At 49.0% G+C, this 24,784-nt stretch carries 24 protein-coding genes; 6 read left to right on the top strand and 18 right to left on the bottom strand.

Going from position 1 to position 24,784, the window contains the following annotated elements:
- From DFR27_RS04710 to DFR27_RS04675, 8 genes are all read right to left on the bottom strand, one after another.
- The gene (locus DFR27_RS04710) at positions 1-1,047 is read right to left on the bottom strand and encodes an FAD:protein FMN transferase (protein WP_147434518.1); all 1,047 of its coding nucleotides are present in this window, start codon (positions 1,045-1,047) and stop codon (positions 1-3) included.
- Positions 1,004-2,236, bottom strand: a complete 1,233-nt coding sequence (gene nqrF, locus DFR27_RS04705) for an NADH:ubiquinone reductase (Na(+)-transporting) subunit F (RefSeq protein WP_245962604.1) — start codon at positions 2,234-2,236, stop codon at positions 1,004-1,006. The genes DFR27_RS04710 and nqrF overlap by 44 nt, the downstream gene beginning before the upstream one ends.
- A 13-nt stretch (positions 2,237-2,249) precedes the next feature.
- Positions 2,250-2,867, bottom strand: coding sequence for an NADH:ubiquinone reductase (Na(+)-transporting) subunit E (gene nqrE / locus DFR27_RS04700; RefSeq protein WP_121876314.1), 618 nt, complete (start codon positions 2,865-2,867; stop codon positions 2,250-2,252).
- Between the two features lie 3 nt (positions 2,868-2,870).
- On the bottom strand, positions 2,871-3,533 hold the full coding sequence (locus tag DFR27_RS04695) for an NADH:ubiquinone reductase (Na(+)-transporting) subunit D (protein WP_121876313.1): 663 nt from the start codon (positions 3,531-3,533) through the stop codon (positions 2,871-2,873).
- A gap of 2 nt (positions 3,534-3,535) precedes the next feature.
- Entirely contained in the window at positions 3,536-4,291 is a 756-nt protein-coding gene (locus DFR27_RS04690; protein WP_121876312.1) for a Na(+)-translocating NADH-quinone reductase subunit C, read from the bottom strand.
- The gene (locus tag DFR27_RS04685; protein ID WP_121876311.1) at positions 4,284-5,471 is read right to left on the bottom strand and encodes an NADH:ubiquinone reductase (Na(+)-transporting) subunit B; all 1,188 of its coding nucleotides are present in this window, start codon (positions 5,469-5,471) and stop codon (positions 4,284-4,286) included. Before DFR27_RS04685 ends, DFR27_RS04690 begins: the two co-directional genes overlap by 8 nt.
- A 3-nt stretch (positions 5,472-5,474) precedes the next feature.
- Entirely contained in the window at positions 5,475-6,803 is a 1,329-nt protein-coding gene (locus tag DFR27_RS04680) for a Na(+)-translocating NADH-quinone reductase subunit A (RefSeq protein WP_121876310.1), read from the bottom strand.
- A gap of 199 nt (positions 6,804-7,002) precedes the next feature.
- Positions 7,003-8,460: a glyceraldehyde-3-phosphate dehydrogenase gene (locus tag DFR27_RS04675; RefSeq protein ID WP_121876309.1), complete on the bottom strand. Its 1,458-nt coding sequence runs from the start codon at positions 8,458-8,460 to the stop codon at positions 7,003-7,005.
- A gap of 167 nt (positions 8,461-8,627) precedes the next feature.
- Between DFR27_RS04675 and mfd the strand changes: the two genes are divergently transcribed.
- Both mfd and DFR27_RS04665 read left to right on the top strand, forming a co-directional pair.
- Positions 8,628-12,053, top strand: coding sequence for a transcription-repair coupling factor (gene mfd / locus DFR27_RS04670; RefSeq protein WP_121876308.1), 3,426 nt, complete (start codon positions 8,628-8,630; stop codon positions 12,051-12,053).
- 2 nt (positions 12,054-12,055) lie between these two features.
- Entirely contained in the window at positions 12,056-13,312 is a 1,257-nt protein-coding gene (locus DFR27_RS04665) for a CsiV family protein (RefSeq protein ID WP_121876307.1), read from the top strand.
- Positions 13,313-13,414: 102 nt separating this feature from the next.
- On the opposite strand, the gene DFR27_RS04660 is transcribed toward DFR27_RS04665, so the two are convergent.
- From DFR27_RS04660 to DFR27_RS04650, 3 genes are all read right to left on the bottom strand, one after another.
- Positions 13,415-13,624, bottom strand: coding sequence for a cold-shock protein (locus DFR27_RS04660; protein WP_121876306.1), 210 nt, complete (start codon positions 13,622-13,624; stop codon positions 13,415-13,417).
- A gap of 139 nt (positions 13,625-13,763) precedes the next feature.
- A complete protein-coding gene (locus DFR27_RS04655) occupies positions 13,764-14,309 on the bottom strand; it encodes a hypoxanthine-guanine phosphoribosyltransferase (RefSeq protein WP_121876305.1) in 546 nt (181 codons plus the stop codon).
- A gap of 4 nt (positions 14,310-14,313) precedes the next feature.
- A complete protein-coding gene (locus DFR27_RS04650) occupies positions 14,314-14,946 on the bottom strand; it encodes a TetR/AcrR family transcriptional regulator (RefSeq protein ID WP_121876304.1) in 633 nt (210 codons plus the stop codon).
- A 151-nt stretch (positions 14,947-15,097) separates the two neighbouring features.
- On the opposite strand from DFR27_RS04650, the gene lexA reads away from it, so the two are divergent.
- Positions 15,098-15,733: a transcriptional repressor LexA gene (gene lexA / locus DFR27_RS04645; protein ID WP_121876303.1), complete on the top strand. Its 636-nt coding sequence runs from the start codon at positions 15,098-15,100 to the stop codon at positions 15,731-15,733.
- Between the two features lie 90 nt (positions 15,734-15,823).
- Here lexA and DFR27_RS04640 read toward each other — a convergent pair whose 3' ends face one another.
- The 4 genes from DFR27_RS04640 to DFR27_RS04625 form a co-directional block, all read right to left on the bottom strand.
- Positions 15,824-16,078, bottom strand: coding sequence for a hypothetical protein (locus DFR27_RS04640; protein ID WP_121876302.1), 255 nt, complete (start codon positions 16,076-16,078; stop codon positions 15,824-15,826).
- Positions 16,079-16,153: 75 nt separating this feature from the next.
- Entirely contained in the window at positions 16,154-16,552 is a 399-nt protein-coding gene (locus DFR27_RS04635) for a hypothetical protein (protein ID WP_121876301.1), read from the bottom strand.
- Entirely contained in the window at positions 16,553-19,195 is a 2,643-nt protein-coding gene (gene topA, locus DFR27_RS04630; protein WP_121876300.1) for a type I DNA topoisomerase, read from the bottom strand.
- A 78-nt stretch (positions 19,196-19,273) separates the two neighbouring features.
- Positions 19,274-19,726: a hypothetical protein gene (locus DFR27_RS04625; protein WP_121876299.1), complete on the bottom strand. Its 453-nt coding sequence runs from the start codon at positions 19,724-19,726 to the stop codon at positions 19,274-19,276.
- 83 nt (positions 19,727-19,809) lie between these two features.
- On the opposite strand from DFR27_RS04625, the gene DFR27_RS04620 reads away from it, so the two are divergent.
- Both DFR27_RS04620 and DFR27_RS04615 read left to right on the top strand, forming a co-directional pair.
- Complete coding sequence (locus tag DFR27_RS04620; RefSeq protein WP_121876298.1) at positions 19,810-20,244, top strand: universal stress protein; 435 nt, start codon at positions 19,810-19,812, stop codon at positions 20,242-20,244.
- 14 nt (positions 20,245-20,258) lie between these two features.
- Positions 20,259-21,059 carry a TatD family hydrolase gene (locus tag DFR27_RS04615; protein ID WP_170150777.1) on the top strand — a complete coding sequence of 267 codons (801 nt, stop codon included), beginning with the start codon at positions 20,259-20,261 and terminating at the stop codon, positions 21,057-21,059.
- Here the strand turns inward: DFR27_RS04615 and DFR27_RS04610 are convergent.
- Positions 21,043-21,276 carry a glutaredoxin family protein gene (locus DFR27_RS04610; protein ID WP_121876296.1) on the bottom strand — a complete coding sequence of 78 codons (234 nt, stop codon included), beginning with the start codon at positions 21,274-21,276 and terminating at the stop codon, positions 21,043-21,045. The genes DFR27_RS04615 and DFR27_RS04610 overlap by 17 nt on opposite strands.
- Positions 21,269-23,425 (bottom strand): bifunctional 23S rRNA (guanine(2069)-N(7))-methyltransferase RlmK/23S rRNA (guanine(2445)-N(2))-methyltransferase RlmL, encoded by a 2,157-nt coding sequence (gene rlmKL / locus DFR27_RS04605; protein ID WP_121876295.1) that lies wholly within the window; start codon positions 23,423-23,425, stop codon positions 21,269-21,271. The genes DFR27_RS04610 and rlmKL overlap by 8 nt, the downstream gene beginning before the upstream one ends.
- A gap of 147 nt (positions 23,426-23,572) precedes the next feature.
- On the opposite strand from rlmKL, the gene rmf reads away from it, so the two are divergent.
- Positions 23,573-23,752 carry a ribosome modulation factor gene (rmf, locus tag DFR27_RS04600; protein ID WP_121876294.1) on the top strand — a complete coding sequence of 60 codons (180 nt, stop codon included), beginning with the start codon at positions 23,573-23,575 and terminating at the stop codon, positions 23,750-23,752.
- Positions 23,753-23,758: 6 nt separating this feature from the next.
- Here the strand turns inward: rmf and DFR27_RS04595 are convergent, their stop codons facing one another.
- Positions 23,759-24,781: a quinone-dependent dihydroorotate dehydrogenase gene (locus DFR27_RS04595; protein ID WP_121876293.1), complete on the bottom strand. Its 1,023-nt coding sequence runs from the start codon at positions 24,779-24,781 to the stop codon at positions 23,759-23,761.
- Positions 24,782-24,784: the final 3 nt, after the last annotated feature.

Genomic DNA, 24,784 nt, shown 5'->3' with positions numbered 1-24,784 from the left:
TTACTGCTCCGTTAATTCTGTAAATGCGGGCGAAGCTAATGTCTTTAGCTCACCGTCTTCCGCATAGATAAAAAAAGCCGCTAGATCTAAGCTGGTAGCAATCTCATAACCCGCTTCAACACCCGCGGAATTTAACGCGGTAGCCCAACCGTCTGCCTGCATAGCATTTTCAGCTACAACTGTCACCGACAGCGTGTTGTGCTGAATTGGGTACCCCGTTATTGGATTGATGGTGTGACCATAGCGTTTTTCGCCCTCAACAAAGAAGTTGCGATAGTCGCCAGAAGTCGCCACGCCCAGTGAATCAAGCGCTACCGCTAAGATGGGATTACCACCCTCCAAACTGGGACGTTCAACTCCAATCTGCCATATTGTACCACGTTCGTTACGGCCTTTAGCTACCACTTCACCGCCAATTTCCACCATGTAGTGGGAATACCCTAGCATCTCAAGCCGCCGGGCTACCGCATCGGCGCCATAACCCTTGGCTATGGAAGACAGATCAATGTACATGCCCTGCGGGCGGCTCAGCTGCTGATCTACTAAGGATATTCGCTCACAACCAACCTGAGAAAGTGCCCGCTGCACATCCTGCTCACTGGGCGCTTCATCACCCCGATTGGAAGGACCAAAACCCCAGAGGTTAACCAGTGGCCCGATACTTACGTCGTAGTGTGTTGGCGCCGCTTCGCAGATTGCTAGGGCCGCAGACAGCACCTCGGCAAGCGCTGTAGATAGGCGAAAGTCAGTTTGCTCGCTGACATTAATCAACGATAGCTCGGAGTCGGATTGATAGGTGGACATTGAATTGTTAATCGACCTAAGAATTCGATCAACCTCTTGCTTCAACGCTTCGCCATCAACCGTGTCTTCACTCACCACCACGATATGGTAGCGAGTACCCATAGTGGGACCTTCGATGAGGGTGGACGTGCCGCCCGTATCGCAGCCGTACACAACCAAAAACAGGGCCAAAAGCCCTGTTTTTAATAAGCGATTAAGCTTAACCACCGAAGTCATCCAACATGATGTTTTCGTCTTCAACACCTAGATTCTTCAGCATGGTAATCACCGCTGCGTTCATCATTGGTGGACCACACATGTAGAACTCACAGTCTTCGGGTGCTTCATGCTCCTTCAGATAGTTCTCCAGAAGGACGTTATGGATGAATCCAGTTGCGCCTTCCCAGTTGTCTTCCGGCTGGGGATCAGACATCGCAAGCGTCCAACTGAAGTTTTCATTCTCTTCAGCTAGCTTATCAAACTCTTCCGTGTAGAAGGCTTCACGAAGTGAACGCGCGCCGTACCAGAAAGAAATCTTACGCTTAGATTGCAGACGCTTGAGCTGGTCAAAAATGTGCGAACGCATTGGCGCCATACCTGCACCACCACCTACGAATACCATTTCAGCGTCAGTATCTTTCGCGAAGAATTCACCGAATGGGCCGTATACGGTAACTTTGTCACCTGGTTTCAGGTTGAACACCCAAGACGACATAATTCCTGGCGTAAGCGATAGATTATTCGGCGGCGGCGTAGCACAACGGATGTTGAACTTCACGACACCCTTCTCTTCTGGGTAGTTAGCCATCGAGTATGCACGGATAGTGGTTTCTTTAACATCTGAAACCACATCGAAGAAACCAAAACGCTCCCAGTCACCGCGATATTCTTCTTGAATGTCAAAATCACTGTACTTAACAGTATGAGGAGGACACTCAAGCTGAACATAACCGCCAGCACGGAAATCTACGTTTTCACCTTCAGGCAGCTTAAGCGTAAGCTCCTTAATAAAGGTTGCTACGTTCGGGTTTGACTCAACGGTACATTCCCACTTCTTAACACCGAAGACTTCTTCAGGTACTTCGATCTTCATGTCCTGCTTAACGTTTACCTGACAGCTCAAGCGCCAGCCTTCCTTCGCCTCTCGACGAGTAAAGTGTGGCTCCTCAGTAGGTAGCAAATCACCGCCACCACTGAAAATCTTACAGGTACACTGCGCACAACTACCACCGCCACCACAGGCAGAAGAAAGAAATACGTTATTCGCAGCAAGAGTTTGCAACAACTTGCCACCGGCAGGGACAACGATATCGCGTTCGTCGTTGACGTTGATCGTCACGTCACCCGAATTCACTAACTTTGAACGCGCACTTAGAATTACAACCACTAACGCCAAAACGATGACGAGGAACATTGCAACACCAAGGACGATAGTCATACTAGAAATACTCATTACATCCTACCCCTTAAAGCTGGATACCACCGAACGACATGAAGCCAAGCGACATCAAGCCTACGGTAATAAATGTGATACCCAAACCGCGTAAACCATCTGGTACATCACTGTACTTGAGCTTTTCACGAATACCAGCCAAAACAACGATCGCAATCGCCCAACCAACACCAGCGCCGGCACCGTAGACAATTGACTCACTGAATGAGTAGCTACGTTCAACCATTAGCAATGTTGCACCTAAAATGGCGCAGTTCACGGTGATCAACGGAAGGAAGACACCCAACGCGTTATAGAGCGACGGGACGTACTTGTCTAAGAACATCTCCATGATCTGAACGAGTGCAGCAATTACGCCGATGTAGCTCAATAGTCCAAGGAATGCTAGATCGACTTCTTCCATACCTTCAATTCCGGTCCAAGTTAGCGCACCCGGAGCAAGAAGGTTTGTATAGATCAAGTTATTGACTGGGACGGTAACCACAAGTACCACAACAACTGCGATACCTAGACCAATTGCGGCTTCAATCTTCTTCGATACAGCCAGGAAGGTACACATTCCAAGGAATGCAGCCAAAGCCATGTTCTCAATGAAGATAGACTTAATAAAAATACTTAGAAACTGTTCCATCGATTAACCCTCTGCCGTGCGCGAATTCGGAGCAATGACGAAATCAGGCGTCTCAATCTGCTCACGCTTGTAACTACGCAGTGCCCAGATGAAAAGACCAATGATGAAGAATGAGCTAGGTGGCAACAACATTAGGCCGTTAGGCTCGTACCAGCCGCCTTCAGAGATAGGCTGAAGAATGGTGTAACCAAACAACTTACCAGCGCCCAACAACTCGCGGAAGAAACCAACAACGAAAAGCACTAAGCCATAGCCCAAACCATTACCTATACCATCCCAGAACGATGCCTTTGGACCATTCTTCATAGCATAGGCTTCAGCTCGGCCCAAGACGATACAGTTAGTAATAATCAAACCAACGAATACCGAGAGCTGTTTAGAAATCTCATAGGCATAGGCCTTGAGAACCTGATCAACAACAATAACCAGAGAGGCAATAATCGTCATCTGAACAATCAAACGAATACTGTTAGGGATCTGATTGCGTAACAAACTGATAATCAAGTTTGATAAGCCACATACCACTACCACCGCGATAGTCATCACCATTGCGACCTGAAGGCTACTTGTTACGGCTAGTGCCGAACAAACGCCAAGAATCTGCAACGCGATAGGGTTGTTATCGGCAATAGGCTTAGTCAATACATCTTTGACTGAATCACTCATAATTAAGCATCTCCCGCCTTAAGGTTTTGTAAGAACGCGAAGTAGCCGTTCTCACCCAGCCAGTATTCGATAGTGCCATCGATACCGTTGGTAGTAAGTGTTGCGCCTGAAAGACCATCAATTTGACCTTCTCCAGCCTGGCCAGCCTTGGTAACACTTAACTGCAATTCGTTATTGCTGTTGTAAAGTGTTTTACCCGGCCACTGAGCCTTCCAACGAGGATTGTCAACTTCACCACCTAGCCCTGGCGTTTCGCCATGCTCATAAAAGGTGAAACCTGCAACGGTGTTGAAATCATTCTCAAGAGCCAAGAAGCCCCACATTGTTGACCAAAGCCCTTTTCCGCGAACCGGTAATACGATACGGCTGATGTCGCCATTTTCATCAGAGAAAATGTAGACACGCGTCAGATTTTCACGACGACCGATTCCCGCAGGGTCTTCCGAGCGCTCAATCACTACTGATTGAGCATCGTCTTTAAGGACCTTATTAAGGTCATAGCCAACAGGTGCTTCCGTGAAGGTTCCCGCGTTGATATCAACGAAGCGTTCTTCAACAGAACCCCACTGCTCGGCAACGCTCTTTGAGTCATCGTAAGCATCCGCAGCGAGAAGTACGTTACGCTGAAGGTTTTCCTGTGCATTCGTCTCTTGCAGTGGCTTTAACACAACAGCCGCCGCTGCAACGAAAATACCACAGACTAAACACAACAGGATGGCGACGATAAACGTGCGCGCTGTGCTCTCTTTATTAGCCACGTGCTAACCTCCGCTTGATATTCGCTTGAACCACGAAGTGGTCGAAGATAGGTGCAAACAGGTTGGCAAAAAGAATCGCCAACATCATTCCTTCAGGGAAAGCCGGATTCACTACACGAATCAAGACCACCATGAAGCCGATGAGTGCGCCATAGAAGAAACGACCGCGATTGGTCATTGCCGCTGACACGGGATCGGTAGCCATGAAGACCATACCGAATGCAAAGCCACCAATAACTAAGTGCCACGCAGGCGTCATTGCGAACATTGGGTTGGTCTCAGAACCAATCATATTGAACAAGGTAGCGGTTGCCGCCATGCCCAACAAAACACCCAACATAATGCGCCATGAAGCGATACGCGTAGTCAGCAAGACGCAAGCGCCAATCAGAATAGCTAGTGTTGATGTTTCGCCCATTGAACCTTGGATATTTCCAAGGAAAGCGTCCATCCAGGTCACGCTGTTTTGCATGACTTCCATGCCTTGAGCTGCCGCTAGTGATAACGCAGTTGCACCCGTGTAACCGTCTACAACCCATACTGCATCACCAGACATTGCTGCTGGGTAGGCAAAGAATAGGAAGGCACGACCGGTAAGCGCAGGGTTCAAGAAGTTCTTACCCGTGCCACCAAATACTTCTTTACCAACTACAACACCGAAGGAAATACCCAATGCCACCATCCATAATGGGATAGTTGCCGGTAGCGTTAAAGCAAATAGGATTGAAGTAACGAAGAAACCTTCATTCACTTCATGGCCGCGAACCATTGCGAACATCACTTCCCAGAAACCACCCACGATGAATACGGTGAGGTAAACTGGCAAGAAGTAGAGCGCACCGTGATAGAGGTTGGCCCAGAAGCTGGCCGAATTGATCATCGACTCGCCAAGTAAAGCACCACGCCAGCCTTCAATGCCCGTTGCACCCATTGCTTCAAGTGCAGTGTTAGCCTGGAAGCCGGTGTTGTACATCGCCCAGAACATACAAGGTAGCGCTGCGAACCACACCATAATCATGATGCGCTTCAAATCGATACCATCACGCACGTGCGCGGTTGTTTTAGTTCGATCATTTGGCTGGTATAGGAAGGTATCAACCGCTTCGTAAAGCGCGTACCATTTCTCCCACTTACCGCCGGTGTGGAAATGTGGTTCTAAATTATCGAGAATCTTACGCATAGCTTAACCCTCCTTCTCAATCGTTGTCAGATTGTCGCGGAGCATTGGACCAATCTCGTGCTTACCAGGGCAAACAAAAGTTAGCAGCGCTACGTCTTCTTCATCAAGCTCAAGGCAACCAAGCTGTTGGGCCGCTTCAGTGTCTTTCACCACCAAAGAACGAATCAACTGAGTTGGTAGAATATCGAGAGGCATGACGCGCTCGTAGTTGCCAATTGGAACAATGGCACGTTCCGAACCGTTACAACTGGTGGTCATGTCGTACAATTTATTAAACAGACTTGATAGGTATACGGGAGTGGTAGAGAAACGGTTTGCTCCAAGCCCTGCATAATGCAGCATTGGACGTTCGTAACCCTCAAGCAATACGGTAACTTGGCTATGGTAACGACCCAAGAAAGACGTTGTGCCTTCAGCAGTTCTTCCACCTAGTACCGAACCAGTAACGATTCGATTTTTACCTTCTTTTAGCTCACCTGCCGTGAGCTGATCCAAGCTAGCACCAAGGAGAGTGCGCACTAGACGAGGCTTTTCAACCTGTGGGCCAGCTAACGCTACCACACGACTTGCATCAAGCTTACCCGTAGCAAAGAGCTTACCAAAGGCAATAACGTCTTGGTAACCAATAGACCAAACAGTCTTATTCGTGCCGACCGGATCAAGGTAATGAATGTGAGTGCCTGCCAAGCCCGCCGGATGCTTACCGTCGAAGCGTGCAATTTCAATCTGAGCGGTTTCCTTCGCCAGGTTCTCGCCATCATTCTGACACACGTAAACCCGACCTTTAGTTAACTTCTCAAGTACGCTCAAACCCAAAGCAAAATCAGCCTTTTGCTCGGCAATCACTACACGAGGATCCGCAGCAAGCGGATTGGTGTCAATGGCCGTAACAAAAATTGAATTTGCCTGCGAACCTAGCGCAGGGACTTTTGAGTATGGACGCGTTCTAAACGCAGTCCAAAGACCCGAAGCAACTAACTTCTCTTCCAGTGTCTCACGTGTAGCGGCTGCTACATCAACGACACCGAAGTCGACAGCTTCGTCGCCCTCTACTTCAATAACTAAAGATTCGAATACACGACGAGCACCGCGATTAATCGCGGTAACTGTACCAGAAGCAGGTGCAGTGAATACTACCCCTTCATTCTTCTTGTCTGAGAATACTACTTGACCGCGCTTGACGATTTCGCCTTCACGCACTGCCATAGTAGGCTTCATGCCGTTGTAATCAAATCCGACTACAGCAACGGTGTGAATAGGATTCACTTCACCAATTGCTTGCTCTGGCGAACCTGAGATCGGAAGATCGAGGCCCCGGCGGATTTTTATCATACGTCTCTGCCCAAATAATGAAAGTTCATTGTGACAACCAAAATACTAGCTGAAAAAACAGCTAATACCTTACAAAGCAAAGCCGAGACTAGCGGAATGCTACCTCGACTTTGTAAAATTTCAGCGGCATTGTAAAAGCACTGAGGAGATTTATCCAGTGAAAATCCCCATATTCACGAAGACAGTATTGCCTACAAAATTAGTCTTGACGTGGAATAATGTCGTACTTCACCCCAGCAAGACGCTCAACGATGCGTTGAACCTGACAAGAATAGCCGAATTCGTTGTCATACCAGCAGTACAAAACAGCATGACGACCATTGACGATAGTAGCCTTGGCATCAAAAATACACGCGGTGCGCGAGCCAACGAAGTCTGAAGAAACAACATCTGGCGAATCGGTAAAATCGATCTGTTTGCGTAGCGACGAATGGAGCGAGATACGACGCATGAATTCGTTCAACTCTTCCTTGGTGGTTTCTTTTTCCAACGTTAGATTAAGAATAGCCATGGAAACGTTTGGCGTGGGTACGCGAATTGCATTACCGGTCAACTTGCCAGCCAGTGAAGGTAGAGCTTTAGCAACCGCCTTTGCCGCACCTGTTTCAGTCAGAACCATATTCAATGGCGCTGCGCGACCACGACGTTCAGCACTGTGGAAGTTATCGATCAAGTTCTGATCGTTAGTGAATGCATGAACCGTCTCAACATGACCATTCTCAACACCGTACTCATCCATCATGACACTCAGAACCGGAGTAATGGCGTTGGTGGTACAGGAAGCCGCGGAAACGATTTTATCCGAAGGCTGAATTGCCTCGTGATTGATGCCATAAACGATATTCTTGATGTCACCCTTACCCGGCGCAGTCAATAGCACCTGAGAGATACCCTTACTCTTAAGGTGTAATCCCAGACCCGCCTCATCACGCCACTTGCCGGTGTTATCAACAAGAATCGCGTTATCGATACCGTAGGAGTTGTAGTCGATATCATCGGGTGCATTCGCGTAAATGAACTGAATGGGGTTGCCGTTACAAATCAGGCGATTATTTTCTTCGTCAACGCGTATCGTACCTTTAAAGCCACCGTGAACAGAATCGCGGCGCAATAGTGAAGCGCGTTTAATCAAATCACCTTCGCCACCTGGTCGAACAACAACCGCTTTAAGACGAAGTACATCGCCGCCGCCAGTCTTTTCGATGAGCAAACGAGCCATAAGGCGACCAATACGACCGAAACCATAAAGGACAACATCGCGCGAATCATCAATGGGCTTCTTGGTGGAGTTCAGGCTGTCATCAAGGTGTGACTGAACGTATTCTTCAAGCGTGGCACCTGACTCATCATTCATGAAACCAACAGCTAGACGACCTACATCAATGTGTGAATAGCTTAGATCAAGCTTCGCCAACATACTGATAATTGGAAAGGTGTCGAACTCAGACAGCTCGTTATGCTCAATCTGGCGAACAAAGCGATGCGCCTTCATGATATCAATCACTGACTTATTCACTAGCGCTCGGCCGTAAATGTAACAAGAGACATTGTTTTCGCGATACATTTTACCAACGAGAGGGATCATGCCCTCGGCTAGCGCTTCGCGCGCTTTCCAATCTTGAAAGTAATCACTTGGTACAGGACGATTCTGCGTCATGGGGACACCTTTTTGGTTAATTAGTGTGTGGAGTAATCTGCCGCTAATTATGCGCTTGCACGCCAGTTTCATTCAACAATATAGCCATTTATTTGACTTATGCTTAGTTTGTAAAAGTGATAAACTCGCTATGGTCTGTTACTACCAAATTGTCAGGAAACTCTACTATGCCCCCTAGTTTGCCGTTCGCTAACTCTCCAGCGCGAATATCCAAATGGCCTGATTTACACGGTGTTGGCATCGCCCTTTCCTTGCATGAATGGCAGTGCACACAGCAGAAATTATTAGTCGTCATTTGCGCCAACGCGTCAATGGCTCTGCAACTGAGCGATGAACTGAGCTATTTAGCCAGAGACCAATACTCGGTCATTAACTTTCCAGAGTGGGAAACACTTCCTTACGATCAGTTTTCGCCACACCAGGACATTATTTCTGACCGCTTGAAGGCAATGAATGAGCTCCCGCGCTTGCAACGGGGCGTACTGATCATTCCCGCTGCCACGCTGAGCAATCGCCTTCCGCCCTGCGACTACGTTGAGCTTCGTGCTCTCAAACTGGAAAAGGGGCAGCTGCTCGATGTAGCACAACTCCGCACCAAACTAGGACGAAGTGGCTATCAGAACGTTGAGATTGTGAGAGATCACGGCCAGTATGCCGTACGCGGCAGCCTTATAGATATTTTTCCAATGGGTACAAGCGAACCGGTTCGTATTGACTTGTTCGACGACGAAATAGAAACACTCAAGTTTTTTGATGTCGACAGTCAGCGCACTACTCGCGCGGTGGAGTTCATAGAATTACTCCCGGCACAAGAAGTGCCTACAGATCGTAATCATCGGCTTGCCTTCGAGGAAGCCTGGCATGAGCAGTTCGACGTGGATTTTAACGCCGTGCCTATGTATCAAGACATTATCAATGGCTTAACAACACCGGGCATTGAATATTTTCTAAGCCTATTCTTCGATGAAACCACTTCTATTCTGGACTACTGCCCTACCGATAGTCACCTCTGCTTAGTTGGCGACATTAGCAGCGCCTTGGATCGTCATTGGCGGGATATAAGCAGTCGTTACGAGCAGTTCCGCGGCGATACACAGCGTCCTATTCTCGCGCCCCATTTGGCCTTTCATCCCGTGGACCAGAGCATGGCCAGAATTAAGGCCTTTGCACGATATCAATTGGCCATCGATGAACGGAACCCTATTCGCGATCTAGGCGTATCCATTGACGGACGCCGTGAGCAACCGCTTGAGATCCTCAAACAACACTTGAGCAAGCAGCGCAAGCCTGTGGTAATAAGTGTTGATTCCTTAGGTCGCCGAGAACTGCTGGACGAGCAACTTCGTAAAGCTGCCATAGCGGTTGAGTTAGTGGAACACTGGGACGACATTGCCGATCAGAGCACCGCAAGCTGCTACCTCCTCGCTTCACCCTTTTATGAGGGCACAATCACCCCGGCCGGAGTTCAAGTTTTTACGGATGCCGAGCTCTATGGCCTTCAGGTTCGCCAAACTCGGCGTCGTAACGAAGCGGTAAGCGATGACAGCCTAATTATCCGCGACCTTAGTCAGCTTGAAGTTGGCGATCCAGTAGTACATATCGAGCACGGAATTGGCCGCTATCGCGGCCTAGAGAACCTGACCATCGATGGCGAAGTTATTGAATTGGTTGCGCTGGAATATGCCGGCGATGCCACGCTCTACTTTTCGGTCGCCAGCCTCCATGTACTCAGCCGATATTCTGGCTCAGACCCTGATTCAGCACCCCTGCATCGCCTGGGGAGTGAAACGTGGAATAATGCCAAGCAAAAAGCCGCTGAAAAGGCGCGTGATGCGGCGGCTGAATTGCTGGATATCTACGCCCGCCGAGAAGCAAAGAAAGGCTTTGCGTTTCCAGATCCTGGCCCTGCACTGGGACAGTTTGCCGCGTCGTTCCCGTTCGAGGAAACACCTGACCAAGAAAAAACGATCAACGCCGTAGTGGCCGACATGATGGCCCCCCGTGCCATGGACCGATTAGTCTGCGGTGACGTAGGCTTCGGAAAGACAGAAGTCGCTATGCGAGCCGCCTTCGTCGCCGTTCACGCTGGCAAACAGGTGTCGATTTTAGTTCCAACAACCCTGCTCGCCCAACAACATTACGATAACTTCATTGATCGTTTCAAAGATTGGCCAGTTCGTATTGAGGTTATCTCTCGCTTTAAGAGTGACAAGGCTATTAAGGAAATCAGCGAGTCCCTCGCCGAAGGTAAGATCGATATCTTGATTGGCACCCATAAACTGTTGCAATCATCGCTAAAGTTTGACGATTTGGGCCTGTTGATTATTGACGAAGAACATCGCTTCGGCGTCCGTCAAAAGGAGCGCATTAAGTCGCTGCGCGCGGAGGTCGATATCTTAACAATGACCGCCACGCCCATTCCCCGAACCTTGAATCTTGCCATGAACGGTATGCGCGATTTATCGATTATCGCCACGCCCCCAGCCAAGCGCTTGAAGATCAATACCTTCGTCCGAGAAAATGATGACAATCTGATCAAGGAAGCTATCTTAAGGGAGATTCTTCGCGGTGGTCAGGTTTACTTCCTGCACAATGAAGTCACCACCATCGAGCGCACCGCCGAAGAAATCAAAGCATTGGTTCCTGAGGCGCGAATAGGTATTGGCCATGGTCAAATGCGTGAACGCGAGCTAGAACGCGTAATGTCCGATTTCTATCACCGTCGTACTAACGTCTTCGTGTGTACTACGATCATTGAAACGGGCATCGATATCCCCAATGCCAACACAATCATTATTCACCGAGCCGATAAGTTTGGTATCGCTCAACTCCATCAGCTGCGAGGGCGAGTTGGCCGTTCACATCACCAGGCCTATGCCTACTTGCTAACACCGCCCTATAAAGGCCTGAAGAAAGACGCTAAAAAGCGCCTTGATGCCATTGCGAATACCGGTGAACTCGGGGCAGGATTTACGCTAGCGACCCACGACTTAGAGATTCGCGGCGCGGGTGAACTACTAGGCGATCAACAGAGCGGCCAGATACACTCGGTTGGCTTCAGCCTTTATATTGATATGCTGGAACAAGCCGTCGCCGACATCAAAGCTGGACGAAGCCCCTCTGGCTTTGAAGGGCTCCAAACTACTGGCGAGGTCGACCTGCAGATACCAGCACTCATCCCCGATGATTATGTAGGCGATGTCAACGAGCGTTTAGTACTGTATAAACGAATCAGTAACACCAAGACCCCCGCCGAGCTCCGTGCCTTGCAGATTGAGCTCATTGACCGTTTTGGACTTTTACCACAACCCACTAAGCGCCTCTTCGACGTCAACGAAGTACGTCAGCGCTGTCAAACTATTGGGATTAAGAAGCTCGTATGCTCCGCAACGGGTGGTAAAATTGTCTTTGCCGACGCTACTACGATACAACCACTGCAAATTGTTCAGTTAGTCCAACAGCAGTCACGAATTTTCAGTCTACAAGGTGCCAACGAGCTCCGCTTCGGGTTACCATTGGAGGATCGAGAACAACGTTTGGTGTGGGTAAACGATCTCATCGACCATCTAAGTAAAACAACACAGGCCTCATAAATATGCGAGTAAAACTTCGTTGCCTAGCGCTCTTAAGCACTGCAATCCTGAGTCTACCTAGTCATGGATCAGAGAACTGGTATCGGGTGGAATTGCTCGTCTTCACCCAAGGAAATCAGGCAGACATAAACAGTGAACGCTGGCCAGAAACACCGCCGTTAAGTTACCCCCTTAACGCAATACATCTTCAACCCGCAGCCGCCGTCACTCAACAATTACTGGCTGATGAGCTAGAGAGCGCATACGCAATCAAGCCCAACAACGAGCTAGCAGTCAATAGCTCACCGTTGGCAACGACACCAACAGGCACGGGGACTGAGATCGACCTAGCGGTCAATGACAGTTCTGACACGAACCCGCTCGCGCCAGACCAGTTGATACTGTCCGATGTGAGCTCAGCTGAACCGTCACCGAGCGACCTGTTAGCCGTAGCGCCACCGCTTCGTGACTGGGTAAATCAACTACACGAACTATGGCAACAGAATAACATCTTAAGCACTGAAGCTAACTTGAACACCGCGGCAACCAATTCAGCAAGCGATGATCGCCAAAGCATGAATGAACTATGGGAACCGGAAGCCTCCCTACCGCAGTGGCAAATTGACCTCAACGAAATTACTCAACTGGTTCAACACTTCGCCGAGTATGTCCCCCTTGACGAAGATCTCTACGAGCTTTCTGATTCACGACTGACAGCCAATCGTTATAGAGTGCTCCATCACTCTGCGTGGCACCAGTATATTCCCCCGGCCTCAAACGGTGAGCCAATAGTAGTTCTGGGTGGAAGACAACTCGGCGAGCACTTCGAGCTAGAGGGTACCATTCAACTCGATCGTCAGCAGCGCTATGTTCATGCCGGCATAGATCTCTGGATGAGCACCTTTAAATTGGCACTTAGCGACGATGAACTCACTGAGCACTTGCCATCAATCCCGCCCCGAACTATCCGCGTCAATGAGGTTGAACTGCCTACTACGGATACGGCAGAGACTGACCCATTTAGCTTTAACACTAACTCGCCTATCACGTCAGGACTAATGATACCCTCCCTTGACGACAATCCAGCTGGGTCAGAAACTTGGGTGTCCACTCGGCATTTTAGTTTAAACACAACCCAACGAATGCGATCAGGCGTTCAATATTACGTTGATCACCCGGCATTTGGTGTAGTGGTGAAATTAACCCGATACGAAGAACGGGAGGCCTTGATGGATAGTTTGCTTCCCGCGCTGGCCGATGATGTCGCCGAGAGCGAATAGCCCCATCAATCAAATCCCACTGCTATAAAAAAACCGTACTCATGATAGTGAGTACGGTTTTTTTCGTTCTTCAAGCAAACACCGAAACGGGTAGTTAATTGTCTAAACAGGTACAACCTGCTCAGCTTGCAAGCCCTTATCTCCCGTTACCATGTCATACTCAACCTGTTGACCTTCGTCTAGGGTTTTATAGCCTTCGCCTTGAATAGAACGGTAGTGAACGAATACGTCCTCCCCGTCAGCACGCTGAATAAAGCCAAAACCACGAGCATTATTGAACCACTTTACAGTGCCGATTTCACGAGCATCCATTTTAACAGCCTCATCTTATTATTTTTATTTCGAGTTATTATTAGCCACCGAAGTGCGCTATGTATAATAGTTTATTGCGAGGGCAAACTTGTCAAGTCCTATTCAACCGCTGACGGGAATATGCAACGAGGTACAATAGCTAGGCTTTAGGCAGCGCAAAAATCCCGGGGGCATTTCGCCATAGACCTTTGTAGTCCATACCAAAACCGAACACAAAGCGATCATCGACTTCAAGCGCGTGATAATCGCAGGGTACCGATGCCTTACGGGGGTGATTCTTAAGGAGTAGTACTGCAGAGGTCACACTGGTAGCCCCCCGCTCCATACAGTAGGAATTGATCTCGCCGAGGGTTAGCCCCACATCGTGGATATCGTCGATAATTAGCACATCACGACCTATCAGCGAAATCTGAGGCTGCACCAACCAGCGCACCTTTTCACCGGTCATCTTTCCCTGGTAACGGGTAGCATGAATATAATCAAGCTCAAGCGGAAAGCTCAGTTGCGGCAACAAATGGCCCGCTACAATTGCGCCACCCGTCATCACTACAAGCACCACCGGTTGTTTATCGGCAAAGTCGTGATTCAAGCTCGCTGCAAGCACTTCAATTGAGGCGCAAACCGTCTGATGATCGTAGAGACACTCAGCCTGATCCATGAATCCAGGTGTATTGATGGCCGTCATTGCTTTAGCACTCCTCTGATTGAGGATTTAAAATAGCTAAAGCAGTTGGGATAAACAAGTCGAGAAGCTCATGGGTAGAGATTCGTTCGTGATACTGAGCATCGGCAATGGCATCCAATGTATCGAACTCAGCGAGGGAAAACATGGCTGCACCCATTAAGAACTGAAGCCGCCAGTAGAACTTTAACTTCGCTCCATCTTGCAGCTTTTTGCCTGCCAAGTGCTGAATCATTCGACGATAATCATCATTGTAGTGATCCTGAATGAATCGTCGTAAGTGCCCCTGCTGTTGTGCATAGGCATGCCGTAACAACATCATGAAGCGTCGGGCCCTGGCAACGTTCAAATCCCTGCCCAACATGGCAATAATGGCCGCCTCGATGGCTTGTCGTTGTGTTACCGCTTGACTATCAACTGCCAGTGCCGATATTTGCTCATTGTAGCCGCTGTAAAAATCTTCCAAATAGCGATTAAACACCGCCTGAATCAGATTCTTCTTGGAGCCAAAGTGGTAATTGACCGAAGCGATATTTACTTCAGCTGCGGAGGTAATGGCTCTAAGCGATGTTTCATTGAAACCCTGCTCGGCAAAAAGCCGTTCCGCCTGGTCCAAAATACGAAGTGATGTGGTACTCATAATACTCCCTGAATAATAATTCAAACATACGTTTGAATTATTAGTACGTCAAGTTCATCAGCCCGTAAAACAACAAGTTTTTGTTAAGGTTGCAGCGTCAGCAAAACCTGTATATAGTTACATTACTGTATAAACAAACAGGCATAAAACCATGGTTAAACTTACCAAGCGCCAACAGGATGTACTTGATGTGCTAGCCAAGCATATCGCTGATACTGGCTTACCCCCTACTCGCGCGGAGATTGCGGCTGAGCTGGGCTTTAAATCTGCCAACGCGGCCGAAGAGCACCTCAAAGCGCTAGCGCGTAAGGGCGCGATTGAAAAGATTGCTGGAACCTCCCGTGGTTTACGCATACTTGTTAATCCTGAGGCCGCCGAGCTCAGTGTTCCTGCCGCTAACGACAACCAACTCCCCATCGTTGGTAAAGTCGCAGCAGGCTCCCCAGTACTCGCCATAGAACACGTAGAATCTCACTGCCCGGTATCACCGGACTTTTTCCACCCACGAGCCAACTACATGTTAAACGTTCAGGGTGATTCAATGATCGATATCGGCATTCATGACGGTGACCTCCTCGCCGTCCATCAAACTAAAAATATCCGCAATGGCGATATTGTGGTTGCGCGAATCGATGATGAAGTGACGGTCAAGCGCTACGAAAAGCTGAGCGCCGCAAAGATACTCCTCCATGCCGAGAATGAAGAGTATTCGCCCATAGAGGTAGACTTGAGTTGTCAGGATTTTGATATTGAAGGAATTAGCGTAGGTGTAATCAGACGACACTAGGGAAGTCATTCTCAAGCAGTTTAAGCGCACTTACATTAAAAAGCCCGTCTTCTTAGAACGGGCTTTTTTCATTTACGGGGCATGAGAAGTTCAGTGCAGTAACTGTGAGTGCTGAAGTGGTAATTCCTCTTCATAATGACTCTGATGACGATCAGCTGCTTCGGAAAAGCCCGCCTCTAGCATGATTCGTACAAACTCCATTCGCTCTACACTCAAGTTCTTTTCGATCTCAGGGCCAATTTCAATCTTGATTAGACATTCGGCATTCTCTGAATCATCACCGTGACGCTTAAGGGCGATGGTACCCGAACTTAACTCAACCAACTCAAATACTTCGTCGTCCATACGACCCCCTAACTGTTATATTTATCGAGCCACTGCAGTAGTAGAAACCACTATAACATCATTAAGAAATCAATTTCACGCTTCAAATTGGAGATTTATCTGAAGTTCAAGCTGCTCGATGAATGTCGTGACAGAGCGCTCAATTTCCGAATCATCGAGGGGTTGATTTTCGCGGTCTGAACCAATGATCTGGCTAGCTGAGATGGTTGAACGGGCAACCTTCAGCAGTTTTTGCAGCCATGAATTATTTTCATACTGCAAAACAACCAAAGCGCCAAGTTCGAATGGCAGGGATGAAATCTTATCACGCCCGTCCAAGGCTGCACGAGGAAGCTGATAGAGGATGGCGAGCGCATTCAAAAAACGCGCCCAAAGCGCCTGATAGTCAAGTTCACCTAAGTTGCCTTGAGACATTCCTCGCTCAAGAATATGGCGCAGAGTAAGTAACTCACGCTGCGCCTGGGCATAGTCCATCTACTTCGCCTTTTTCTTCTTGTCACTCACTACCCAGCGTGACGCCTCGTCATCGTACTCAGCGCGCCAGCCACTCGGTTTGCCGTTAACCTCGCTTTGGACGTAGTGGGATTTCGTTTTACGAGAAAAGCGAATGGTAACCGGCACGCCGTCGCTATCTACCACCGGTGCCGACCAAAAATGATTATATTTCGGATCGATCTCGTCACGATGCGGGAGAATTTCTTTCAGTAACGGCGCACGAGTTTCACGATTCTTTGGAAAGCCGCTGGCCGCGAGGAACATGCCGGACGCTCCATCACGCAAAACGTAAAAGTCCTCAACCTTGTCGCACTTAAGCTCAGGCATTGGAACGGGATCCATTTTCGGTGGTGCCACTTCGCCATTCTTAAGCAGCTTGCGCGTGTTTTTACAGCTCTCGCTAGAGCAGCCAAAATACTTACCAAAGCGGCCGGTTTTAAGCTGCATTTCGGCGCCACACTTGTCGCATTCAATGGTGGGGCCATCGTAGCCCTTGATACGGAAAGATCCCGTTTCAATCTCATAGCCGTCACAATCTGGATTGTTGCCACAAACATGCAGTTTCCGGCCCTCATCAATGAGATAGCTATCCATTGTGGCGTTATCGATACTACAACGCCGCTTACTGCGAATAAGGGCCGACTCGGCCTCTTCAGAACCATCAGAAGACACCACATCATCACCCGAGACCAGGTTAATGGTAGTTTTGCAGCGTTCCTTAGGTGGCAGGTTATAGCCTGAACAGCCCAAGAACACGCCGGTACTGCCGGTTCGAATTTGCATGGTACGACTACAGGTTGGACACTCGATGCTAGTGGCCACTGGCTCATTAGCGCGCATTCCGCCCTCTTCGCTCTCCGCTTGAGTCAACTCACCCTGGAACTGTTCGTAGAACTCATCAAGGACTTGCTTCCAATCAAGCTTTCCAAGCGCGACATCATCAAGTCGTGATTCCATATCGGCAGTGAAGTTATAGTTCATTAATTCAGCGAATGATTCAGACAGGCGCTCGGTAACGATATCGCCCATTTTTTCCGCGTAGAAGCGCCTATTTTCAACCCGAGCATAACCGCGGTCCTGAATGGTAGAAATGATAGCAGCATACGTTGATGGACGACCGATGCCGCGTTTCTCAAGTTCACGAACCAAGCTCGCCTCGGAGTAGCGTGCCGGCGGGTTGGTGAAATTTTGCTTCGCATCCACTTCAGCTAACGCCAGGGCATCACCGCTTTGCATATCGGGCAGAACTATATCGTCATCCTTTTTGCTCATCGCGGGTAATACCTTGGTATAACCATCAAATTCAACGATTCGCCCTTTCAGAGAGAGTTCATATCCTGAAACATTAACTTTAATTCGAGTACTCTTATAGCGAGCTGGGGTCATTTGGCAGGCAACAAATTGACGCCAAATGAGTGCATAAAGTCGACGTGCGTCCGGTTCCATGGTTTCCAGGTGCTCTTCAAGCACGTCAATGCTAGAGGGTCGAATCGCTTCGTGAGCTTCCTGAGCGCCTTCCTTTGAGCCATAACTATTCGGCGTTTTCGGCAAGTAGGCTTCACCAAAGTTATCGCTAATCAGCGCGCGACAACTCTCTACGGCATCTTTGCTCAGGTTGGTCGAATCGGTTCGCATGTAAGTGATATAACCGGCTTCGTAAAGTCGTTGAGCCAGTGTCATCGTCTTCTTTACGGAGAAACTTAGTCGCGTTGAAGCTGCCTGCTGAAGCGTGGAAGTGATAAACGGTGCAGAAGGTTTCGAACTCGTTGGCCTATCTTCGCGAGCACTGACGGTATAGTCACTCGCCTCAAGGGCTGCTTTTACTTCCGCCGCCTCGGCGCCGCTGGTTGGCTTATACTCCTTGCCGTCTTTTTTGTTGAGGGCAAATTTAAACGTGTCGCCCTGAAACTTTAGGAAGGCAGAAAGATCCCAAAATTCCTCCGGCACAAAGATTCGAATCTCGCGCTCTCGTTCAACCAAAAGCTTGACAGCAACCGACTGAACTCGCCCTGCCGAAAGGCCTCGAGCAACTTTTTTCCAAAGTAGCGGGGAGACCATAAACCCCACAACACGATCCAGAAAACGTCGTGCTTGCTGTGCGTTGACTCGGTCAATATCAAGTCTACCGGGCTCTTCAAAAGCCTCTTGGATTGCGGTCTTAGTAATTTCGTTAAACACCACCCGCTGGTAGCGCTCAGGGTCACCACCAATGGTCTCCCTCAAGTGCCAAGCAATGGCCTCCCCTTCTCTATCCAAATCCGTCGCGAGATAGATGGTGTCAGCATTGCGAGCGAGCTTTTGTAATTCTTCAACCACCTTTTCTTTACGTGGCAAGATTTCATACTGGGCGTCCCAGCCATGATTCGGGTCAATTCCCATTCGGCGAATAAGCTGATCATGCGCCTTCTTTTTTTGGTACGCCGCTTTTTCCGCAGGTTTCATTTTTCGGGTCTTAGCAGCTTGCTTCGCCCGTTCAGCCGGCGTGGTGGTTGAAGTATTGCCGCTAGTCGGCAAGTCACGGATGTGACCAACGGACGACTTTACGACAAACTTAGAACCTAGATATTTGTTGATCGTTTTCGCCTTAGCTGGCGACTCGACAATAACTAAAGACTTTCCCATAAGTGGATTGGTCACCTAATTTTTTGAGTAGTTAACTGTATTTCTTCGTTACAGAGCTTAATTTGGTCTTCTTTAACACTAGCCTTCATTTTTTCTATTGTTAGCATTAATAGAAGCATTAAGGCAAGTTAGCAAGTCATCTAATAATTTTGCAACGCCTTCATCCGAACCAAATTCGTGCCATTTCAGCACGATCCCGCGTTCATACGTTGATAGCTCGATGAAGCGCTCGTCTTCATAAAGCGCAGTCTTAATGTAGTCACTCACTGACTCCGGCACCTGAAGAAAATCGTCGCGATAACGATGCCGCCAGCGCCAAATTCTAAAGGTCCGTTTGTCGTTATCCTGATACCGGTAGACGGTTATGAACTCATTGGTACGGGAATCCTTCTCCACGGCCACCTGCCAACGTTTACTCAACGCAACTTGTCGGAGCCGCGATAACTGTTGTTCGCGCTTCGAAGGCTTGATCATCGCAATGCCGCCCAATACTAGGCAAGCTGCGAAAAAGATAATCAAATAGATAGTCATTGGTGTCGTGAACTTAATCGTTGCCTATTCATGGCTGAGTCTTATATCATGAAAAGATAGCGAATGCGACCGAGGAGCCGCCCATGAGCCAATACCAGAAAGTATTAGTTGCACTAGATCTCACTGAACACTCACCAGAGGTGGTAAAACGCGCTAAAGCACTAAGCAACGAACATGACGTTCGAATTACCTTAGCACATGTTGTCGAACCTCTAGCACTGGCCTATGGTGGAGATATTCCCTTGGACATGAGCGACGTTCAAGAACAAATTAAGGAACAAAGTGCCAAACGTATCGCCGTCATCGCGAAGCGTTTCGATATTCCAGACTACGACTGCCGCATTCTTATTGGTCAACCGGAGGCGGAAATTCGTGCATTGGCCGATGAAATAGAAGCTGATCTAGTCGTTGTGGGCTGTCACAGTCGTGCTGGTCTTTCTATGCTGTTCGGTTCAACGGCTAATAGTATGCTGAACGGCGCTTCCTGCGACGTACTTGCGGTTCGCGTTAGCGACTAAACAGCCGGTTTATTTTGCAGCCAAAAGCGAGCTTCACGGATGCTGGGGTAAATTGGTCTAACCCTCGTTTACAAAAGCGCCGTGAAGCGATGATTGACAGTGCGCGCCAGAGTGGCGTAGATCGCTGGCTGTGTATCGCCACTGAGCTGTCCGACTATCTGTTCAATCAATCTTCTCCACCCAACGAGATCAACTGGCGAACCACGTTTGGCCTACACCCACATTACGCGTCAGAGGAAGCACTCGTTGCGCTAATAAGCCGTGCTCACGAAGCCTTGGCCACCAATCAGCGAATCTGCGCAGTGGGCGAAACCGGGTTGGATTTTGCCAGAATGTTACAAAGCAAAACAGATCAACTAAAGGCCTTCGAAGCGCAGCTTGAGTTAGCCAAAAGCTTTCAACTTCCCGTTTATCTTCATCAGCGCGAAGCGCACAAGACCTTTGAACAGTGTTTGGAAAAATTTGAGATTACGACTGGGATAGCACATTGTTTCACGGAAGGTCGTTCTGAAATGCAGAGCTACCTAGATAGAGGGCTCTATATTGGCATTACTGGCTGGCTTTGCGATGAGCGACGAAATCAGGCGCTTGTTGAGGCCCTTAACTACCTACCGCTGGATCGCTTAATTCTTGAAACTGATGCCCCTTACCTAATCGCTCGTGATCTTCGCCCGAAACCGAAGTCGGGATGCGCAATGCCAAGCCACATCCCTCATATTGCCGCAACGGTGGCGCGACTAAAAAATGTTCCTCTCGAGACCGTTCGCAGCGCTTCCGAAGCGAACGTCAATGCGCTCTTTAATTGGCCGCGATAAATGCGCTGAGTTGCGCACCGTCAAACGGCCAGTTTAGCTCCTCTGTTCCCAGCACCACTACTGGAATTCGCACGCCATAACGCGCCATCAACTCTTCATTCGTAGCAATATCAACTAACGTTAGCGGTGTTGAAGGCGCGTAACAACGAATAAGCGCCAAGGCCTGTTCACAAAGATGACAGTACTCTGTATGCATTAAGGTCAAACCACTAGCCATGGCGAATTATCCAGCACTGATGAATCTTGGGGTTACGCTTAAAGTCAACATCAATGGTGGACGGACTGATATCCTCAATGACATAGCGGTCACTTAATTCTGGCGCTAGCTTGAATTTTCGATAGTTGTTCGAGAAATAAAGCGTGCCATCTTTCGCAAGCAGTCGCATCGTATCGTCTATCAACTTCTCATGATCTTTTTGCACATCGAAGACATCACTCATTCGCTTCGAGTTAGAGAAGGTTGGTGGATCCAACATAATGATATCGTACTCACCGGTAGCGGTCGCCAGCCATTCCACACAGTTAGCCTGTTCAAATTCATGCTGAGAGAGCGTCACGTAATTGCGACGGAAACTGTCCTTCGCCCAGTTCAAATAGGTGCGAGACATGTCAACACTGGTTGTCTTGGCTCCAGCCATCGCAGCATGCAAAGATGCCACGGCGGTGTAGCAAAAAAGATTCAAAAAGCGCTTTGATTTGGCTTCATTCATGATTCGTTTTCGCAATGGGCGATGATCAAGGAAGAGGCCAGTATCTAAATACGAAGCCAATTCCACTTCAATGGAGTGTCCGAATTCGTCCACGAAAAAGCGTTTCGACTCGGGGGTTGCTTCGTATTGAGCCGTACCCTTCTGACGGCGGCGCTCTTTACTATGCAACTCAGCTAGCGGAACATTGAACGCGGCAGAGATAGCCGTTAAGGCGATCTTGAATCGTGCCGCAGCCTTCGCTTCAGGGATGGTAGACGGCGCCGCATATTCTTGAACATGAAGCTGATCACCGTAGACGTCAATCGCAACGCTGAACTCCGGCAGATCGGCATCATAGACACGGTAACAACTGATGTTTTCGCGCTTTATCCACGCTTTTAGCTGTTTCTGATTCTTCTTCAAGCGGTTATAGAGCATGAGCCCCTCTTCGGATAGCCGCTCTCGCTCGTAAATGGCCGTTGGTAACGGTTTACCATAGCCCCTACTGGATTCAGAAGACAGATCGAAACGAAGCAAGAATGCTTCAATATCACCGTTCTGATATTTATTACGCTTTGGCGAACGCAATGGCATATGCTGGCAAAGGTCCACTCGCGAGCTAAACACGCCAAATGTTTCAACATTTGGCAAGGCGGCAACCTGATTCCCCAATTGTTGATAGAGTCCAGCCAACTCCGCCTCTTCACCTATGCGTTCACCATACGGAGGGTTGGTCAGCACCAAGTTCGCTGTCCAGGCTGGATCAATCTCATCGTTGATATCATGCTTATGGATTTTAACGAAGCGACCTAAGGTAGCGCCCGCCACAGCCCGCTGGGCGGCTTGAAGCGCCTTGTGTGAAAGATCCAGACCAATCACCTGGCCCTCGTAAGCAGCTCGCCCCTGCTGATCACGGGTAACTGCTTCACGATAAATGGCTTCCCAAATACTATCGCTGTGTCGATACCACTGTTCAAAACCGAAGGATTCGCGATTAAGGCCCGGCGCCATATCCGTTGCCATCATTGCCGCTTCCACCACGAACGTACCTGAACCACACATTGGGTCGAGGAAGGAACCACCTGACGCAGCAAGCGCTGGCCATCCACATTGATAGAGTAGTGCTGCGGCGAGTGTCTCGCGCAGCGGTGCTAAGCCCCCTCCTGCCCGATAGCCTCGGCGATGGAGTCCGCCACCGGACATATCGATACCCACAGAGAACTTATCGCGTTGGAGATGACCATACACTCGTATAGCGGGATCTTCGGTATCCACGTTAGGCCGCTCGCCAGTGGTGTTGCGAATCACATCTACGATCGCGTCTTTGATTTTAAGACCGCCGAAGTTAGTATGACGCAGCCACTTATTCATACCGCGAAAATCTACCGAGAAACTGTGTTCTGGACCTAAATGGGCAAGCCAAGGGATACTGGCTGCTACGTCGTAGAGCTCCTCAACATCATTAACGCGTGCACTCGCCAACTGTAGAAGCACTCGCGATGCAACGCGTGACCACAAACAGATACGGTATATCTCTTCAATACCACCCTCTAGGCTAACTTGACCCAGTGCTTGCGTGACCTCAGCCGTTGGCAGAATCTGCTGAATTTCATCCGCTAAGTGGCGTTCAAGGCCGCCAGCGCAGGTTACGATTAATGTGTAGTTTGCCGACATCATGTTGTTCCTAAATTAGTGTCACGTTTCGTGACAAGTTTCGCAATTGAGCGGACTCATTACAGCCGTTCGTCGCTTCGAGTGGAAAGCGTTCTCGCCCACTGCTTTAATTGAATTGTAACACCTGAATAACAATTTGGAGGTTCGCCAGTGAAACGACAAAAACGAGATATGAATCAACGCGCCTACGATAAAGGATATAACGCCGGCATGAAGGGCAAATCACGTGAACAATGTCCCCACTCTCAGGAGGATCATCGGCTCGAATGGCTAGGTGGTTGGCGACAGGCCAGAGCAGACCAATGGGAGGTCGACCCTGACCGTCACTAAGGATTGTTAAGATCTGAGCTTTTTAATGGCCTTCGCGGCATCTTTAATTAGCTCAGGTCCTTGGTATATGAATGACGAATAAATCTGTACCAAGTCTGCTCCCGCCTCAATTCGCTCTGCCGCCACTTCACCACTGTTAATGCCACCCACTCCAATCAATGGAATCTTACCCGCTAACTGATCGCTCAATACCTGACAGCAATGCGCTGCTTTTTTGGTGAGTGGTGAGCCCGACAAGCCGCCCGCTTCGCCTGCTAGCGGATGACCATTAACAGCAGAACGATCCAGCGTGGTATTGGTAGCGATCACGGCATCCAACTCAGAAGCAACAATTTGATCGGCAACCTGACGAAGATCATCATCTTCCATATCTGGTGCTAACTTCACGGCGATGGGCACGTAACGCTGATGCTGGCTTTGAAGCTGAAGTTGACGCTCGCGCAGTTGGCCCAGTAGCTCATCTAACTTTGCGCCAAACTGCAGCTCACGAAGTCCTGGCGTATTAGGCGACGAAAGATTAACCGTGACATAATCGGAGAAAGCGTAGACCTTATCTAGACAATGAAGATAATCACTGGCTGCTTCTTCAACGGGCGTGTCAAAATTCTTACCAATGTTGACACCAACCACGCCATCAAATTTTCTTGCGGCGAGACGCTCTACGAGTGCATCTACCCCTGCATTGTTAAAGCCCATTCGATTAATAATCGCGCCGTGTTCCTCTAAACGGAATAAACGCGGCTTTGGATTACCTGGCTGAGGACGCGGCGTGACCGTACCGACTTCAACCGATCCGAAACCCATGGCTCCGAAAGCATCAATCGCGACACCATTCTTATCCAAACCCGCAGCAAGCCCAACTCGGTTCGGGAAGTTCAACCCCATACAAGTATAAGGATCGTCAACTCTGCGCTTACCCGCTAAGCTGACTAATCCTAGGCGCCCGAGCGCGCTAAGTCCGTCGATCGTTAGATCGTGCGCAGCTTCCGCTGACATACTAAACAACAATGGCTTAACGAGAGAAAACATAAT

Source organism: Umboniibacter marinipuniceus (genome assembly GCF_003688415.1).
GTDB lineage: Bacteria > Pseudomonadota > Gammaproteobacteria > Pseudomonadales > DSM-25080 > Umboniibacter > Umboniibacter marinipuniceus.
Note: the sequence above shows the minus strand (reverse complement) of the source record. Positions and strands in the feature narration are given on the sequence as shown.

Coding starts and splice junctions, on each gene's coding strand:
- DFR27_RS04640 (WP_121876302.1), bottom strand. CDS start 16,078: ATGGACGACGAAGTATTTGAGTTGGTTGAGTTAAGTTCGGGTACCATC.
- DFR27_RS04620 (WP_121876298.1), top strand. CDS start 19,810: ATGAGCCAATACCAGAAAGTATTAGTTGCACTAGATCTCACTGAACAC.
- topA (WP_121876300.1), bottom strand. CDS start 19,195: ATGGGAAAGTCTTTAGTTATTGTCGAGTCGCCAGCTAAGGCGAAAACG.
- nqrF (WP_245962604.1), bottom strand. CDS start 2,236: ATGAGTATTTCTAGTATGACTATCGTCCTTGGTGTTGCAATGTTCCTC.
- DFR27_RS04635 (WP_121876301.1), bottom strand. CDS start 16,552: ATGGACTATGCCCAGGCGCAGCGTGAGTTACTTACTCTGCGCCATATT.
- DFR27_RS04660 (WP_121876306.1), bottom strand. CDS start 13,624: ATGGATGCTCGTGAAATCGGCACTGTAAAGTGGTTCAATAATGCTCGT.
- DFR27_RS04675 (WP_121876309.1), bottom strand. CDS start 8,460: ATGACGCAGAATCGTCCTGTACCAAGTGATTACTTTCAAGATTGGAAA.
- mfd (WP_121876308.1), top strand. CDS start 8,628: ATGCCCCCTAGTTTGCCGTTCGCTAACTCTCCAGCGCGAATATCCAAA.
- DFR27_RS04665 (WP_121876307.1), top strand. CDS start 12,056: ATGCGAGTAAAACTTCGTTGCCTAGCGCTCTTAAGCACTGCAATCCTG.
- lexA (WP_121876303.1), top strand. CDS start 15,098: ATGGTTAAACTTACCAAGCGCCAACAGGATGTACTTGATGTGCTAGCC.
- DFR27_RS04595 (WP_121876293.1), bottom strand. CDS start 24,781: ATGTTTTCTCTCGTTAAGCCATTGTTGTTTAGTATGTCAGCGGAAGCT.
- nqrE (WP_121876314.1), bottom strand. CDS start 2,867: ATGGAACAGTTTCTAAGTATTTTTATTAAGTCTATCTTCATTGAGAAC.
- DFR27_RS04625 (WP_121876299.1), bottom strand. CDS start 19,726: ATGACTATCTATTTGATTATCTTTTTCGCAGCTTGCCTAGTATTGGGC.
- DFR27_RS04655 (WP_121876305.1), bottom strand. CDS start 14,309: ATGACGGCCATCAATACACCTGGATTCATGGATCAGGCTGAGTGTCTC.
- DFR27_RS04685 (WP_121876311.1), bottom strand. CDS start 5,471: ATGCGTAAGATTCTCGATAATTTAGAACCACATTTCCACACCGGCGGT.
- DFR27_RS04695 (WP_121876313.1), bottom strand. CDS start 3,533: ATGAGTGATTCAGTCAAAGATGTATTGACTAAGCCTATTGCCGATAAC.
- DFR27_RS04610 (WP_121876296.1), bottom strand. CDS start 21,276: ATGGCTAGTGGTTTGACCTTAATGCATACAGAGTACTGTCATCTTTGT.
- DFR27_RS04680 (WP_121876310.1), bottom strand. CDS start 6,803: ATGATAAAAATCCGCCGGGGCCTCGATCTTCCGATCTCAGGTTCGCCA.
- rlmKL (WP_121876295.1), bottom strand. CDS start 23,425: ATGATGTCGGCAAACTACACATTAATCGTAACCTGCGCTGGCGGCCTT.
- DFR27_RS04650 (WP_121876304.1), bottom strand. CDS start 14,946: ATGAGTACCACATCACTTCGTATTTTGGACCAGGCGGAACGGCTTTTT.